15 protein-coding genes are annotated in these 16,261 nt (G+C 66.8%); 11 read left to right on the forward strand and 4 right to left on the reverse strand.

Annotated elements, in window-relative coordinates; genetic code table 11:
* Entirely contained in the window at nucleotides 1-1,158 is a 1,158-nt protein-coding gene (locus LFT46_RS07410) for a pyridoxal phosphate-dependent aminotransferase (RefSeq protein WP_236821730.1), read from the reverse strand.
* Nucleotides 1,159-1,225: 67 nt separating this feature from the next.
* Here LFT46_RS07410 and truB point away from each other — a divergent pair, with 67 nt between their 5' ends.
* The 10 genes from truB (at nucleotide 1,226) to LFT46_RS07460 (ending at nucleotide 11,305) form a co-directional block, all read left to right on the forward strand.
* Nucleotides 1,226-2,179 (forward strand): tRNA pseudouridine(55) synthase TruB, encoded by a 954-nt coding sequence (truB, locus tag LFT46_RS07415; RefSeq protein WP_236821731.1) that lies wholly within the window; start codon nucleotides 1,226-1,228, stop codon nucleotides 2,177-2,179.
* A gap of 2 nt (nucleotides 2,180-2,181) precedes the next feature.
* Nucleotides 2,182-2,535: a hypothetical protein gene (locus LFT46_RS07420; protein ID WP_236801909.1), complete on the forward strand. Its 354-nt coding sequence runs from the start codon at nucleotides 2,182-2,184 to the stop codon at nucleotides 2,533-2,535.
* Between the two features lie 19 nt (nucleotides 2,536-2,554).
* On the forward strand, nucleotides 2,555-3,022 hold the full coding sequence (locus LFT46_RS07425) for a hypothetical protein (protein ID WP_236801910.1): 468 nt from the start codon (nucleotides 2,555-2,557) through the stop codon (nucleotides 3,020-3,022).
* 99 nt (nucleotides 3,023-3,121) lie between these two features.
* Nucleotides 3,122-4,105: a bifunctional riboflavin kinase/FAD synthetase gene (locus tag LFT46_RS07430; RefSeq protein ID WP_236821732.1), complete on the forward strand. Its 984-nt coding sequence runs from the start codon at nucleotides 3,122-3,124 to the stop codon at nucleotides 4,103-4,105.
* A 44-nt stretch (nucleotides 4,106-4,149) separates the two neighbouring features.
* Nucleotides 4,150-5,004, forward strand: a complete 855-nt coding sequence (kynA, locus tag LFT46_RS07435) for a tryptophan 2,3-dioxygenase (RefSeq protein WP_236801912.1) — start codon at nucleotides 4,150-4,152, stop codon at nucleotides 5,002-5,004.
* Entirely contained in the window at nucleotides 5,001-6,260 is a 1,260-nt protein-coding gene (locus LFT46_RS07440; protein WP_236821733.1) for a kynureninase, read from the forward strand. Before kynA ends, LFT46_RS07440 begins: the two co-directional genes overlap by 4 nt.
* Nucleotides 6,261-6,487: 227 nt before the next feature.
* A complete protein-coding gene (gene rpsO / locus LFT46_RS07445) occupies nucleotides 6,488-6,757 on the forward strand; it encodes a 30S ribosomal protein S15 (RefSeq protein WP_236801914.1) in 270 nt (89 codons plus the stop codon).
* Between the two features lie 243 nt (nucleotides 6,758-7,000).
* Nucleotides 7,001-9,259 (forward strand): polyribonucleotide nucleotidyltransferase, encoded by a 2,259-nt coding sequence (locus tag LFT46_RS07450; protein WP_236802821.1) that lies wholly within the window; start codon nucleotides 7,001-7,003, stop codon nucleotides 9,257-9,259.
* A gap of 112 nt (nucleotides 9,260-9,371) precedes the next feature.
* Nucleotides 9,372-10,715: a M16 family metallopeptidase gene (locus tag LFT46_RS07455; protein ID WP_236821734.1), complete on the forward strand. Its 1,344-nt coding sequence runs from the start codon at nucleotides 9,372-9,374 to the stop codon at nucleotides 10,713-10,715.
* Between the two features lie 71 nt (nucleotides 10,716-10,786).
* A complete protein-coding gene (locus tag LFT46_RS07460) occupies nucleotides 10,787-11,305 on the forward strand; it encodes a DUF1579 family protein (RefSeq protein ID WP_336885547.1) in 519 nt (172 codons plus the stop codon).
* 42 nt (nucleotides 11,306-11,347) lie between these two features.
* Here the strand turns inward: LFT46_RS07460 and LFT46_RS07465 are convergent, their stop codons facing one another.
* From LFT46_RS07465 to moaA, 3 genes are all read right to left on the reverse strand, one after another.
* Nucleotides 11,348-13,015, reverse strand: a complete 1,668-nt coding sequence (locus tag LFT46_RS07465) for an HNH endonuclease signature motif containing protein (protein ID WP_236821735.1) — start codon at nucleotides 13,013-13,015, stop codon at nucleotides 11,348-11,350.
* 88 nt (nucleotides 13,016-13,103) lie between these two features.
* Complete coding sequence (locus tag LFT46_RS07470) at nucleotides 13,104-13,370, reverse strand: MoaD/ThiS family protein (protein WP_236821736.1); 267 nt, start codon at nucleotides 13,368-13,370, stop codon at nucleotides 13,104-13,106.
* Between the two features lie 5 nt (nucleotides 13,371-13,375).
* A complete protein-coding gene (gene moaA / locus LFT46_RS07475; protein ID WP_236821737.1) occupies nucleotides 13,376-14,503 on the reverse strand; it encodes a GTP 3',8-cyclase MoaA in 1,128 nt (375 codons plus the stop codon).
* A 227-nt stretch (nucleotides 14,504-14,730) separates the two neighbouring features.
* Between moaA and LFT46_RS07480 the strand changes: the two genes are divergently transcribed.
* Complete coding sequence (locus LFT46_RS07480) at nucleotides 14,731-16,251, forward strand: molybdopterin-dependent oxidoreductase (protein WP_236822012.1); 1,521 nt, start codon at nucleotides 14,731-14,733, stop codon at nucleotides 16,249-16,251.
* Nucleotides 16,252-16,261 lie beyond the last annotated feature (10 nt).

Genomic DNA, 16,261 nt, shown 5'->3' on the forward strand with positions numbered 1-16,261 from the left:
CTAGGACCGGGCGTCCGGCAGCCGGGAAAGTCCCGCCAGCAGGTCCTCTTTCCGCCCGCACAGCGCGATCCGCACCCAGCCCTCGCCGATGGAGCCGAACGCCGTCCCCGGAGCCAACGCCACGCCGGAGTCAGCAAGGAAGCGCCGGACCCATCCCCGCACGTCGCCGCCGGATACGTGGGACATATCGGCCCACAGGTAAAACGCGCCCTGTGCCGGCAGGTAGCGGATGCCCTTTGCGGCAAGGACTGCCGAAGCAGCGTCCCGGTTCCCGCGGTAGTGCTGATGCGCGTGCCGGACGTAGTCCTGGGGGCCGGTCAGCGCCGCCAGCGCCGCGTACTGCGGGGCGGAGGCCACGCAGGAGACGATCGATTCCATGACGTTGTCCATCTTCTGTTCCAGCCCCGGCGGGCAGACCAGTGCGCCGATCCGCAGCCCGGTCAGTCCGTAGGTCTTGGACAGTGTCAGCGAAGTGAACACGCGCGCATCCGCCTCCGTGCCGCCGTCGAACCTGGCCGGGCTGACATGCGGGACGTCGTAGGTGAACGCCTCGTAGCATTCGTCGGAGATGACCCAGATGTCGTGCCGTCGGGCCAGCTCCACCAGTTCCCGCACCAGTTCCCCGTTGAGCACGGCACCGAGCGGGTTGGAGGGTGAGTTGAGCACCAGCACCCGGGTGCGGCTGGTGATGAGTGCTTCCACGTCGGCAACACGTGGCTGGAAGCCGTGTTCCGGATGCAGCGGATACCCCACGGGAACGGCGTTCAGCAGCCGGCTGGTCATGGCGAAGGTGGGGTAGCCGGGATTGGGGATGAGGATCTCGTCGCCGGGGGAGAGCAGCAGGCTCATGGCGAAGTGCAGGCCCTGCTGCGCACCGGAGACCACGTACACCCGGTCGGCGCCGACGTCCACGCCCTGTTCCTCCCGGAACCTGGCGGCGAACGCCTCGCGGAGGGCCGGGATTCCGGCGTTGGGGGTGTAGTTGGTTTCGTCGCGGTCCAGGCAGGCGATACCTGCGTCCAGGACGTGCCGGGGGAGCGGGAAGCCGGGCTCGCCGATGCTCAACACGATGGCGCCCGGGGTCCGCCAGGCGGCCTCGGTGATCTCCCGGATCTGGTTCACGGGCACGTCGCGGACATGGGCGGCAAGCTCAGGCATGCCAGCCATCCTAGCCGTCGCGGTGGTCCGTACGGCGGCTCCAACCTGCGCCGATATACTGGGAGGCGTGCTTTCTGGACTGGTGATAGTGGACAAGCCGCAGGGATGGACCAGCCATGATGTGGTTGGCCGGATGCGGCGCCTCGCAGGGACCCGGAAAGTAGGGCACGCTGGAACACTCGATCCCATGGCCACCGGCGTGCTGGTGCTCGGCATCAACAAAGCAACCCGCCTGCTGACCTACATCGTAGGCACTTCCAAGACCTACACCGCCACCATCCGGCTGGGTCAGTCCACGGTGACGGATGACGCGGAGGGCGAGGTCACGACCACCACCAGTGCCGCAGACGTCACTGACGAGGAGATATACGACGGCGTCGCGGCACTCACGGGGGAGCTCCAGCAGGTGCCCAGCAGCGTCAGCGCCATCAAGGTAAACGGCGAACGCGCCTACGCACGGGTGCGGTCCGGCGAGGACGTCAAGCTCGCCGCGCGCCCCGTCACCATCCACCGGTTCGACGTCCATGCCATCCGCAGGGACCCCACGGCCGGCGTCGTGGACCTGGATGTCACCGTCGAATGCTCTTCCGGCACGTATATCCGCGCCCTGGCCCGGGACCTCGGCAACGCCCTTGGCGTCGGCGGACACCTCACCGCCCTCCGACGGACCCAGGTGGGTCCGTACACCCTTGACCAGGCGCGTACCCTGGAACAGCTCGCGGAAGACCTCAACGTCCTGGACATGTCCCTGGCCGCGCGTTCCCTGATGCCCAACCGTGAGCTCACGGCCCAGGAAACCGCCGAAATCTCCTTCGGCCGCCGGATCGCTGCCGGCACGGCTGCCGGTACCCCGGGCGCCGCCACCGCTGAGCACCCTGCGGCGGGCTTCGCCCCCGACGGCAGCCTGGTGGCGCTCCTCGCCGATGCGGGCAGCTACGCCAAACCGGTCCTTGTCTTCGCGCCCGGAACCGGGACCGGACATGGGAACGGGGCGGCCGCCACAGCAGCCGCGGAGGCGTAGGCGTGGACGCATACTTTTGGATCATCCTCGTCGTCGGCCTGGTGTCCACGGTGCTCTGCCTGGGGGCGGGGATCCTGAAGAAGGCGCCCAACGACGTCACCCTCCTGTCCGTCGTGGCAGTGGAAGCAGCCCTGGTGGTCTACCTGGTGGGTTCGATCGTCCGCGTCATCGCCGGGGAACCCATCGCCGGCGAAGCGTGGGAGTTTTGGGGCTACATGGCCACCGCCATGCTCCTGCCGCCCGCGGCGATCTACTGGGCCATCCTGGAGCGGACGCGATGGAGCAACTTTGTCCTGGCCGCGGTCGGTGTCACTGCGCTGGTGATGGCTGCCCGAATGAACCAGATCTGGTACTGAAGTGGAAGAAGCAGCAGAAATGAAAGAGCAGCAGGCCCGCGCGGCCGCCGGCGACGCACCCGTCCGCAATACCCGCAACACCGGTCCCGGCCGCCTTTTGATCGCGGTATACGGGGTGTTCGCCATCTCGGCCACCGCCCGTGCCGGATACCAGATCCTTACCAAATTCTCCGAGGCTCCGCTGGCCTACCTGCTCTCCGCGTTCGCCGCCGTGGTGTATATCCTGGCGACGGTATCGCTGGCCAAGGCAGGAACCACCTGGTTCAAGGTCTCCGTTGCGGCCGTTCTGGTTGAGCTCGCCGGGGTCCTGGTGGTGGGGACGCTGAGCATCCTGGACTCCGTGCAGTTCCCGCATGAAACCGTCTGGTCCCTGTTCGGCCGCGGCTATGGCTTCATCCCCCTGCTGCTGCCCATCCTGGGCCTGGTATGGCTGTACCGCCGCCGCCCCTCGAAGGTCGCGGCGGGTTCCGCCAAGGCTGCGGAGTGACGGCAAAAGCCGCGCAGAGAATCCGGGTAACCTTGAAGAGTTCACCGGCCGCACGGCCGGTGGAACGTTGATGCTTGCACGCAGCTTAAGGCGAGGGTGATGGTCTACATCTGGAACGATCCGTCCGATGTCCCGGCGGACTTCGGCCCATCTGTTGTCACTTTCGGCAACTTCGACGGCGTTCACCGCGGCCACCAGCAGGTGCTGTCCCAGCTGATCCGTTCTGCCCGGCTCTCCCAGGCCAAGGCCGTGGCCATCACCTTCGACCCCCACCCGGCGGTCATCCACCGGCCCGAGGCGGCGCCGGAGCTCATCATGGGCCTGGATGACAAGCTGGAGGCGCTCGGCGAGTTGGGCCTGGACGCCATCCTGGTGGTCAAGTACTCACTGGACCTTGCCAGCCTCACGGCCGAAGAGTTCGTGGAGCAGTACTTGGTTGATTGCCTGCACGCCAGCCAGGTGGTCATCGGCCATGATGCACGCTTCGGACGCGGCAACTCCGGCGACCTTGAGACCATGAAGGCCCTGGGCGACAAATTCGGTTTCGACGTCCAGGTCATCAGCGAGTTCGGCTCCGAGGGCTACCCCCTGCATGACGACGACGGCACGGACCGCCGCTGTTCCTCCACCTGGGTGCGGGAGGCGCTGCAGGAGGGTGACGTCGCCACCGCCGCGTCCGTCCTGGGCCGCCCGCACCGGATGCGCGGCGAAGTGGTCCACGGCGCCGCCAGGGGCAGGGCGCTTGGCTTCCCCACGGCAAACCTTTCCTCAAATGCCACCGGCCTGATCCCCGCGGACGGCATATACGCGGGCTGGCTGGTGGACCAGGCCGGCAAGCGCTGGCCGGCAGCGATCTCGGTAGGCTCCAACCCCACATTCGACGGCGTCAGCCGGCAGGTGGAGGCGCATGTGATCGACAGGCCGGAGGAAGCCGTGGAGGACTTCGATCTGTATGACCAGACAGTCATCGTCGAATTCGTGCAGCGGCTCCGCGGCATGGTGGCCTATCGTGGCCCTGAGGCCCTGGTGGAGCAAATGCGTCTGGACGTCGCCCAGGCCCACCAGATCCTGGCCGGCCGCTGACCCCAGCCTCATCCGCCAGGGATGAGAACAACGAAAGGCAGTGCGTGTCCGTCGAGAAGAACACCCGCAACCTGGACCAGGGGATTGTCCGCGACTTCAGCTCGCGGATGAGCTACGCCTCCTACCTGCAGCTTCCCACCCTGCTCAGTGCCCAGCAGCCGGTCAGCCAGCCTGAACACCACGACGAGCTGCTGTTCATCATCCAGCACCAGACCACGGAGCTGTGGCTGAAACTGGTCCTGCACGAACTGCGCAGCGCGGCCGCCTGGCTCCGGGAGGACGACCTGGGCTCGGCCCTCAAGGGCATTGCCCGGGTCAAGCACATCCAGAAGACCCTCACCGAGCAGTGGTCCGTCCTGGCCACCCTTACGCCCACCGAGTACTCGCAGTTCCGCGGCTTCCTGGGCAACTCGTCCGGATTCCAGTCCGCCCAGTACCGCGCGGTGGAGTTTGTCCTTGGCAACAAGAACAGCAAGATGTTGCCCATCTTCGAATCCGACCCGGAGGCCCACGGGATGCTGGCGGAGCTGCTGGCCGCACCCAGCATCTACGACGAGTTCCTGGCCTACCTGTCCCGGCAGGGGTTCGACGTGCCCCGTTCCGTCCTGGACCGGGACGTGACGCTGGCCCACGAGTTCGCCCCGGAACTGGTCCCGCTCTTCAAGCACATCTACGAAAACGCCGCGGACAACTGGGCCGCCTACGAAGCGTGCGAGGAACTGGTGGACCTGGAGGACAACTTCCAGCTCTGGCGGTTCCGGCACCTGCGCACCGTGCAGCGGACCATCGGCATGAAGACCGGCACGGGTGGATCCAGCGGTGTGACCTTCCTGCAGAAGGCCCTGGAACTGACGTTCTTCCCGGAACTATTCGCTGTCAGGACGGAGATTGGACAATGAGCATCCACCAGGAAAACAGCACCGACGTGGCCTTGGGCGAACTCCGGCAGCGGGCCGAAGAGCTGGACCGCCGTGATTCCCTGGCTCGCTTCCGGGACCTGTTCATCGGCACGGACACGCCGCTGTCCTACCTGGACGGCAACTCCCTGGGCCGGCCCCTGAAGCGCACTGCCGACGATGTTGCCGCGTTTATCCGGGATGAATGGGGAGGCCGGCTCATCAGGGGCTGGGACGAGAAGTGGCTTGCCCTGCCCCAGGCCATCGGCGACCAGCTGGGCCGCGCGGTCCTTGGCGCCGCTCCGGGGCAGACCATCATCGCCGACTCCACCACCGTGGTGCTGTACAAGCTGATCCGGGCAGCCCTTGCCGCGGTGCAGGACCCGGACCGCAACGAGCTCGTGCTGGACACCGAAAACTTTCCCACCGACCGGTACCTGGTGGAGGGCATCGCCCTCGAGGAGGGCCTGACCCTCCGGTGGATCCAGCCGGACCCCGCCGCCGGGGTGACCCTTGAGCAGGTGCGCCAGGCCACCGGGCCACGCACCGCCGTCGTACTCCTCAGCCAGATCGCCTACCGCTCCGGCCACCTCGCCGACCTGCCGGGCATCACCGCGGCAGTGCACGACGCCGGCGCCGTGGTGGTGTGGGACCTTTGCCATTCCGCGGGGTCGGTGGAGATCGGCCTTGACGGCGCGGACGTGGATTTTGCCGCCGGGTGCACGTACAAGTACCTGAACGGAGGCCCGGGGTCGCCGGCCTTTGCCTACGTCAACGCCCGCCACCTGCCCGCACTGAACCAGCCCATCTGGGGCTGGATGGGGCGCAAGGACGCGTTCGAAATGGGGGCCGGCTATGAACCAGCCCAGGGCATCCGGGGTTTCCTCAGCGGCACTCCCGCCGTCTTCGGCATGATTGCCATGCAGGGCACCCTGGACCTCATCGAGGAAGCGTCCATGGCCGCCATCCGGGAAAAGTCCGTGGCACTGACCGATTTCGCCGTGGAAGTCTTCGACGCATGGCTGGCCCCGCTGGGGGCGCAGCTGGCATCGCCCCGGGAGCCGGGGGAGCGGGGCGGCCACATCACCGTGGACCACCCCGACTTCACCAAGGCCACCGTCGAAGCGCTCTGGGACGGAGACGTTATTCCGGATTTCCGCTCGCCGCACGGCATCCGGGTGGGGTTGTCCCCGATGAGCACCAGCTTCGCCGAAGTGCTGCAGGGCATGGCGGCCATCCGGGACCGGCTGCAGGGCTGAGTGCCCCGCTGTTCGGATTGGACTGTTCTGCCAACACTGCCGCGACCGCACTGTTTCGACAAGGTTAGGCCGGGGCCGGTAAACTGGACGATGGATCCGGCTGCAGTCCGTGGCGGCTGGCTCCTGTTGTTGGCGCCTCCTCCGGTTTTCCGGTTCAGGACGTTGGCGGCAGACCCGGCAGTGAGTTACTGACCTGGGCCCTCACGGCACATTCCCAAGGAGTAATTGTGGCACTTGACGCCGCTGTAAAGCAGTCCATCATCAAGGAATACGCAACCGCCGAAGGCGACACCGGTTCACCGGAGGTCCAGGTTGCGGTCCTGACCCAGCGGATCAAGGATCTGACTGAGCACATGAAGGAGCACAAGCACGACTACCACACCCAGCGCGGTCTGCTGGCCATGGTTGGTCGCCGCAAGCGCATGCTGGGCTACCTCAAGAAGACTGACATCGCCCGCTACCGTTCGCTCATCGAGCGCCTCGGCCTGCGCCGCTAGTCTGGCTTTGGGGCGGCCCTTCCCATCCGGAACGGGCCGCCCTCTTCAAATGAAAAACTAAACAGGAGGATCAACCGCATCACGCATTCGCGGTCCTCGGTAGTGATCCCCGGGAACGGCTTCGTCGACAGAAGCCGGCGGCCCGTGGGTCTCGATCGATGACCGGGTGCAGGGCCAGTAGACAGATGCTGGGCTGGGTTGATGCGGCTGGACTTCCGTCAAACAGAAACGGAGGTGACTCTCTTGGAGGGTCCCGAAATCCAGTTCTCAGAAGCAGTCATTGACAATGGCCGCTTCGGCAAGCGTGTAATCCGCTTCGAAACCGGCCGCCTCGCCAAGCAGGCCGCCGGCGCAGCCATGGTGTACATCGACGATGACACTGCGCTGCTGTCCGCCACCACCGCCGGCAAGCACCCGCGTGAAGGCTTCGACTTCTTCCCCCTTACCGTCGACGTCGAAGAGCGCATGTACGCTGCGGGCCGCATCCCGGGCTCGTTCTTCCGCCGCGAAGGCCGCCCCTCCACCGAAGCCATCCTGGCCTGCCGCTTGATGGACCGCCCGCTGCGCCCCGCCTTCATCAAGGGCCTGCGCAACGAGGTCCAGATCGTAGTGACCGTCCTGGCCATCAACCCCGACGAGCTGTACGACGTCGTGGCCATCAATGCTTCCTCGATGTCCACCCAGCTGTCCGGCCTGCCGTTCTCCGGCCCCATCGGCGGTGTCCGCGTTGCCCTGGTGAACGACGAAAACGGATCCCAGTGGGTTGCCTTCCCCAAGCACTCCCAGCTGGAAAACTCCGTGTTCAACATGGTGGTTGCCGGCCGCGTTGCCGGTGATGACGTCGCCATCATGATGGTCGAGGCCGAAGCCACGGACAACTCCTGGAACCTCATCAAGGAACAGGGCGCCACCGCCCCCACCGAAGAGGTTGTGGCCGAGGGCCTGGAGGCTGCAAAGCCCTTCATCAAGGCACTTTGCGACGCCCAGGCCGACCTCGCCGCACGCGCTGCCAAGCCGACGGTCGAGTTCCCGGTCTTCCTGGACTACGAGGATGACGCTTACGCCGCCGTCGAGTCCGCTGCCGCCGACAAGCTTGCCGCCGTCTTCCAGATCGCGGACAAGCAGGAACGCGACAACGCTTCCGACGCACTCAAGGACGAGGTCCTTGCCAGCCTGGCAGGCCAGTTCGAAGGCCGCGAGAAGGAACTCTCCGCAGCTTTCCGCTCGGTCACCAAGCACGTGGTGCGCCAGCGCATCCTGAAGGACCAGGTCCGCATCGACGGCCGCGGCCTGACGGACATCCGCCAGCTCACCGCCGAGGTTGAGGTCCTGCCCCGCGTCCACGGTTCCGCCATCTTCGAGCGCGGCGAGACCCAGATCATGGGTGTCACCACGCTGAACATGCTCAAGATGGAACAGCAGATCGACTCGCTGTCGCCGGTGACGCGCAAGCGCTACATGCACAACTACAACTTCCCGCCGTACTCCACCGGTGAAACCGGCCGCGTGGGCTCGCCCAAGCGCCGCGAAATCGGCCACGGCGCCCTGGCCGAACGCGCCATCGTGCCCGTGCTGCCGTCCCGCGAGGAATTCCCGTACGCCATCCGCCAGGTGTCCGAGGCGCTCGGCTCCAACGGTTCGACGTCGATGGGTTCCGTCTGCGCCTCCACCCTGTCCCTGCTGAACGCCGGTGTGCCCCTGAAGGCCGCCGTCGCCGGCATCGCCATGGGCCTGGTTTCCGACCAGGTGGACGGCCAGACCCGCTACGCAGCCCTGACTGACATCCTCGGCGCCGAAGATGCCTTCGGTGACATGGACTTCAAGGTTGCCGGTACCTCCGAGTTCGTCACGGCCATCCAGCTGGACACCAAGCTCGACGGCATCCCCGCTTCCGTGCTGGCAGCAGCACTGAAGCAGGCCCGCGAAGCCCGCCTGCACATCCTCGAGGTCATCAACTCGGCCATCGACACCCCGGACGAGCTCTCCGAGTTCGCGCCGCGCGTCATCGCCGTCAAGATCCCCGTGGACAAGATCGGCGAGGTCATTGGCCCCAAGGGCAAGATGATCAACCAGATCCAGGAGGACACCGGCGCGGACATCTCCATCGAGGACGACGGCACCGTTTACATCGGCGCCACCAACGGCCCGTCCGCCGACGCAGCACGCTCCGCCATCAACGCCATCGCCAACCCGCAGGTCCCCGAGATCGGCGAACGCTACCTGGGCACGGTCGTCAAGACCACCACCTTCGGTGCCTTCGTGTCGCTGACCCCGGGCAAGGACGGCCTCCTGCACATCTCCGAGCTCCGCAAGATCGCAGGCGGCAAGCGCGTGGACAATGTCGACGATGTTGTTTCCGTGGGCCAGAAGATCCAGGTGGAAATCACCAAGATCGACGACCGTGGAAAGCTGTCCCTGTCTCCCGTCGTGGCCGAAGAGGAAGGCGCCGACGAGACCGAGCGCGTTCACGCCACGGAGCCTGCTGAGGGCGCCGAGGTCTAATAGCCCGGGCTTCCCGGCACAAGCATGAATCGGCGGGACCGGTGGATGATCCACCGGTCCCGCCGCTGTTACGATGGCAGCCAGATCCGGCTGCCCCTCCTGAAAGGCATCAATGACTGTTGCACCCCTGCCGCTTGAGCAGAACCACGCCGGCGACACCCTGGTCCACGGCTCCGACGGCGGGTCCGAGGTCCGCCGTTCAGTGCTGCCAGGAGGCGTGCGGGTACTGACGGAGGCGATGCCGGGCCAGCGGTCAGCCACCATCGGGTTCTGGGTAGGCGTCGGATCCCGGGATGAAGCCCCCGGTCAGCACGGATCCACCCACTTCCTCGAGCACCTGCTGTTCAAGGGCACCAAGCGGCGCACCGCCCTGGAGATCGCTTCGGCGTTCGATGAGGTGGGCGGGGAATCCAACGCGGCAACAGCCAAGGAAAGCACCTGCTACTTTGCCCGGGTCCTGGACACCGACCTGCCCATGGCCATCGACGTCATTGCGGACATGATCACCGGGGCCGTACTGGACCCGGATGAGATGGAGCAGGAACGCGACGTCATCCTGGAAGAAATTGCCATGGACAGCGATGACCCCACCGACGTTGCCCACGAGCATTTTGTCGCCGCGGTCCTCGGCAGCCACCCGCTGGGCCGTCCCATCGGCGGCACGCCCGCCGCGATCAGGGCCGTGGCCCGGGACTCGGTGTGGGAGCACTACCGCCGGTACTACAAGCCGGAGGAACTGGTCATCACCGCGGCAGGCGGCCTGGACCACGACGTCGTATGCGGACTTGTGGTGGATGCCCTCGAGTCTGCCGGCTGGTCGCTGCAGTCCGACGCGGCACCCGTGCAGCGCCGTTCCACCGAACGCGCCCTGATTACCGGGACGGCCGGTCTGCACGTGGTCAAGCGTGCCGTGGAGCAGGCAAACATCATCATGGGATGCCCCACGATCGTCGCCACCGACGAACGCCGCTACGTGATGAGTGTCCTGAACGCGGTCCTGGGCGGCGGCATGTCCTCCAGGCTGTTCCAGGAAGTCCGCGAGAAGCGCGGCCTTGTGTACTCCACCTACTCCTTTGCCTCGTCCTACGCCGACGCCGGCTACTTCGGCATGTATGCCGGCTGCACGCCGTCCAAGGTCCGCCAGGTGGTGGACCTGCTGGGCGTAGAGCTGGACAAACTCGCCGAACACGGAATATCCGACGACGAACTCCGCAAGGCAGTGGGGCAGCTCGGCGGTGGGATCGTTTTGGCACTGGAGGACACCGGCTCCCGGATGTCCCGTCTGGGCCGGGCCGAGCTGGTCTCCGGGGAATACCAGGACATCGACGAGACCCTCCGCCTGATCAAGGCTGTCACCGCCGAACAGGTCCAGGAACTGGCCGCCGAACTCGCCGCCGCGCCGCGGACCATCACCGTCGTGGGCCCCTTCGAGGAGACGGAAACCTTCGGGCTGTAGCACGCTGGCGCTGTTGCCCTGCAGAGTCCATCCTGAGTATGGGGGTGAGCGTCGGCAGGAGGTGCGTGTTCGTGGACGGGCCCGAGTTGAAGCCAGAGCATCCTGCCTTGGCACCTCTGTTGGGACGCTGGCGGGGAAGCACCATACTCGCCGCCGGCCCCTGGGGACCCGAGCGCACCGTGGACGCTGAGGTTTCCTACAGCCCGATGGCCGGCGGCATCGGGGTCGTCCAGAGCTATCGGCATGTCGAGGCTGACGGTACGCACTTCGAGGGCCACGGCATCTTCACGGTCGATCCAGACCATAATGACGTCCTGTGGTACTACGTCGACAGTACTGGGGTGCCGCCCGCTGCCGCCGTCCGCTGTACTTGGCACGACGGCGTCATCCGGGTTGAGCGGCCAAGCCGTGCGGGCTGGACGCGCCACGCCATCAGTGTCGAGGCCGGCGTGCTGCAGCATGTCAGCGAATTGCGGGCAACCCGTGAGGCCGCGCGTGAAGGGGTGCCGGACGCTAAAGCGCCAGTCACCACGAACGGAAAGGGCACAAGCTACAGGCCATTCATGCGGTCTGTCTTCCATCGTGTCTGAGTGCCCGGTACTTGCATGCCGGCCGCGCGCCTTGCCGACCCATCAATACCCATCGTTTGATACCGGTCGGGCGGCTAGCCGCTCCGGCGCTGGCAATACGTTTGTGATTCCAGCGCTTCCCAGTTCCTGCAACGGGTCGGGTGGCAGAATGAAGGGCTGCGCGTAGAAGTCCTCCCACAGTGGATCTGTCGGGCATAGTTCGCCCGGCTCGAGCAGGTTTTGGCCGGGTGGATCTTCGGGTGGTGGGTCGGCCCAATCAGGCATGTCCGCGAGCAGTTGCTGCCACTGTGGAGCGTCCACCGACATGGCAGCCACGATAGTTTCCGCCGGCAGGATTCCCGGTGGCCAGTGTGTTGGTTCTGGGTGGGGGTGTTCGGGTTTGTAGTGGCGGCCGGTGGGTGAGGTCCAGCCGGGTGATCTGTCTTCTGTTGCCGGCTCTGGTGTCCATTGGGTGTGGTGTTTGAGCCGGTGGTGTTTCGGGCAGAGCTGTGCCAGATTGCTGGCCCCGGTGGTTCCGCCGTGTTCCCAGGATTGCAGGTGGTCGGTGTCGTTGTCCGGGGTGCCGTTGGTGCAGCCGGGGAAGGTGCATTTGCCGTCGCGCATCCTGATCCAGCGTTTGATGGTTTCGGTGAGCCGGTAGTTCTTCCGGCCGATCTCCAAGGGTGCCCCGTCCCTCGGGTCGACCAGGACGCGGTAGAAGGAGTCCGCCCCGTCGGCGACCAGTTTCCGGGCCATGGACGCCGGGATGGGCCCTAACCCGTCCAGCGTTGCGGGCTCATCCGTGAGTCCGAGGAGGGAGAACACCGGCACCATGACCAGGACGTCGGCCCGCGGGGTGGGGACCTTGCCGGGTTCGCTTGCTGATCCAAGGAGCAGGGATGCTGCGATGTCGGGGCGGAGTTGGGTGATGGTGCGTGGTTCGTTGGGGCCTTGGAGGCCGCGGGCGGTGGCGGTGGTGCGGTTCCAGATGGCGCAGGCGGTGTCGCCGGGGAGGTAGAGCGAGACCCAGGCCATCCCGTCCCGGTCCGGGGTGTATTCCATCCGCCGGTCAGTAACCCCTTTGGCGTGGCGTTTCTGCAGTGTCTCGGGGTGGTGGCGTTCGCGCCAGGCACGGACCTTGGCCCTAAACCGGGAGGGGACGAGTTCGCCAGGGGCTGCGCCGCGGGCGGGGTGGGGTGCGTCGGGGTCGAAGAAGTGCGCCACCAGCGCCGCAGCGCCCGCCTGATCGAGGCCCTCGGTTTCGTCCGCAACGATGCGGGCGTGCTGCCAGGACATGGCACCGGCGGACAGGGCCTGGAACACCGGTGGGAGGGAGCAGATTTTCCGGGACTGTTCCACCAGAGCACCTGCGGCGGCGGAGCTGACGGTCAGGACCCCTGCGATCTCCTCCACCGCGGACATCTCGGCGTAGGTGCGGTCCTGCACCGACGCGTCAGGGGGAGTCATGGCCTGCTGGAACCCGACCGCCTCCGCTGCATCCCGCGCCTTCATCGCGGCAAGCTGCGCTTCCAGCCGGGCCGTTAGTTCGAGCCGCTCCAGCCGGATCTCGTACCGCCGCCGCAACACATCAACACCCGGACCAACAGCAATCCCGGAGGCCAGGAACGCATCCTCCCGGTCCAGCACACTTATGGCATCCAGCGCACCGAGGGCGGCCACAGAGGCTTGAACACCCTCCACACCTGCCCCAACACCACTGATGACTGCCATAAAAGAATCATCCAACGAGGCACTGACATTTAGAGTGGGGGCGAGAGCAAGGGGCAGCAGGACCCCAAGGGCCAGAACGCCTGGACGCCTAGCCCCCCGCGAACGGCGGCAGCACGTCGACGACGTCGTCGGGACCCAGCACGGTTGCCTGGTCCCGCACGGCGACCTCATTGAGCAGGAAACTGCTGCGGGAAAGGATACGGGGCAGCGGGGGAGTCCCCGACGGAGGCTCCGGCCGCTCCATGGCCGCAACAGCCTCCAACAGGTCCGCCACCGTGGCGCCGCCGGGCAGGTCGAACTTCTCCTCCTCGAAACCGGCGGCGGCGCGTGCGGCAGCAAAGTAGCGTACAAGCATTCCGGTCAGCCCCCGATGGCACTCATGCTGCGGTCCGGCTGGACGAAGTCCGGGGCGTCCAGTCCCACGTGGTCCATGCCGTGGGCTTTGGGTTTGATCCACATGGCGTCCTGCCACCGCTGCGCCAGCTCGGCGTCGCTCGCGCCCGCGCGCAGCAGGCCCAGGAGGTCGTATTCCTCGCGCGAGAACAGGCAGCTCATGATCTTGCCTTCGGCGGTGATCCTTGTGCGCCGGCAGTCGGAGCAGAAGGGCTCGGTGACGGAGGCGATAATCCCCACCGTTCCCAGCACGGGACCCTCCGGATCAGGAGAACCTGCCGCCCGCCGTCGTACTTCAAAGCGCTCCGCAGGGGCGCCGTCGCGTTCCCGCCGATCGGGACTGAGGACGAAGTCCCGGGACAGCAGCCCGCGGATCTCGGCGGCGGTAATCATGTTGCGGCGCGTCCAGCCGTGGTCGGCGTCGAGGGGCATCTGCTCGATGAACCGCAATTCGTACCCGCGCTCCAGGGCCCAGGCCAGCAGTTGCGGCGACTCGGCATCGTTAATCCCGCGCATCAGGACAGCGTTCAGCTTGACCGGTCCCAGCCCGGCAGCCCACGCGGCGTCAACACCGGCCAGGACCTGGTTCAGGAAGGGACGGCGGGTCAGCTTGGTGAACGTTTCCTCGTGCAGGGAATCAAGTGAGACGTTGATGCGCGTCAGCCCGGCATCCTTGAGCGCGGCCGCCTTTTTCGCCAGGCCAACGGCGTTGGTGGTCATGGAGATCGGAAGGTCCGGATGGTTGCGCCGCAGGGCTGCGATGATGTCCACCAGGTCGTGCCGGACCAGCGGCTCGCCGCCTGTCAGCCGCAGCTCCCGGACGCCCAGCTGATCCACGCCCACCTTGACGATCCGCACGATCTCTTCAGCGGACATGACTGCCTGCTTGGCCAACCACTCGAGGCCTTCGGCAGGCATGCAGTAGGTGCAGCGGAGGTTGCATTTGTCGGTCAGGGACAGCCTCATGTCCGTGGCGCGGCGGCCGTATCGGTCCGCCAGGCCGGCCGGTGCATCCGCGGGCCTGGCACGGGGAACGCCCGGCAGGGCCGATGCTGCTTCCTCCCGCGGCTGGGGCATGCCTAGCTGGACACTCATGAATTCAGGCTACGCCACCTTGAGCGGCACATCACACCCTGACCGGCCCGGCGTCACCCGGGTGCCACGAACCTATGCTGGGAGTTGTGAACAGTTCCGGGCACAGGTACGGGGCGGACGACGACGGCGGCGGCCTTCAGGGGCGGCCGGAACGTTCCGTCCGGCAACCGGGAGTCCCGCGCGCTAGGGTGCGGGACACAAGGGGGCGTTGGGCCGCTGCCGCCGGGATGGTGGCCGTCGCCGGCGGGGTCGCCGCGGGGGAGTTGCTGGCAGGATTCGCCAGCCCGTCCCTGTCCCCGTTGACCGGCGTCGGCGGAGTGGTGATCGATGCCGTTCCTCCCGGTGTGAAGGACTGGGCCATCTCCCTTTTCGGTACGGCCGATAAGGCTGCCCTGCTGACGGGCATGGCGCTGGTCATCGCCGGGCTGGCGGCACTGGCTGGAGTGCTTGAGTTCCGGAGGCGGTTCACTGGGGCCGTCCTGGTGGGCATCTTCGGCCTCGCCGGGGCGGCCGCCGTCCTGACGCGTTCCCAAGTGGCCCCGGTCGCCCTCCTGCTTCCGCTCCTGGCCGCGGGTGCCGCCGTCGTGCTGTTGCGGCTCCTGGTGGGCAAGCTCGCGGCGTGGCAGTCAGCGGCCTCAACCCGCGACGGCGAAAGGACAGCAGATCCCACACCATCCCGGTCCCGCCGCAGCTTCCTCCAGGCCCTCGCCGGCACCGCGGCTTTGGCCGCCGTTGCCGGGGCCCTGGCGGGAATCTGGCGCGGTGCCGCCAACGCGGTCAGCGAAGCCAGGGCCCGCATCACCCTTCCAACGCCGGCATCTCCGGCGCCGCCAATCCCGGCGGCCGCGGAGTCCGGCGTGGCGGGAATGCCGCCGCTGGTCACGCCAAACCGTGACTTCTACCGGATCGATACAGCCCTCACCGTCCCGGCGGTCAACCCGGATACCTGGCTGCTCAAAGTCACCGGCATGGTGGCCCGGGAGGTCCAGCTCTCCTTCGCGGACCTGATGGCCAAACCCCTGACCGAACGCCACATCACCATCGCCTGCGTCTCCAACAACGTGGGCGGCGACCTGATCGGCAACGCCCGCTGGCTGGGCTGGCCGGTCAGGGACCTGCTGGCACTGGCAGGACCGCAGCCGGGATCCGACATGGTGCTCTCACGCAGCACCGACGGCTGGACCGCCGGAACGCCCCTGGAGGTGCTGACGGATAACCGGGATGCCCTGCTGGCCGTCGGCATGAACGGTGAACCACTGCCGCTGGAGCACGGCTTCCCCGTCCGGTTGGTTGTCCCCGGCCTTTACGGTTATGTTTCGGCAACCAAGTGGCTGACGGAACTCAAGGTCACCAGGTTTGCCGACGACGCCGGGTACTGGACCCCGCGGGGCTGGTCCGAGCGCGGACCCATCAAGACGTCGTCGCGGATCGACGTGCCGCGCAGCGGGCGCCCGGTCAGCCCGGGAACCGTTGTATTTGCCGGCGTCGCCTGGGCCCAGCACACCGGCATCGGGAAGGTGGAAGTGCGGCTCAACCGGGGGCCCTGGCGGGAAGCCGAGCTGGCGCCCGGCATCTCCGCCGACACTTGGTACCAGTGGAAGCTGGCCGTCGACCTCACACCGGGGCAGTACGAAATCCAGGTCCGCGCGACCGACATGAACGGCCGGCCCCAGGATGAAACATCACGGCCGCCCGCGCCTGACGGGGCCACCGGATTCCACACGGTTAGAGTGGACGTGAAATCCTGACGGCCGCGAC

Source organism: Arthrobacter sp. FW306-07-I (assembly GCF_021800405.1).
Taxonomy (GTDB): domain Bacteria; phylum Actinomycetota; class Actinomycetes; order Actinomycetales; family Micrococcaceae; genus Arthrobacter.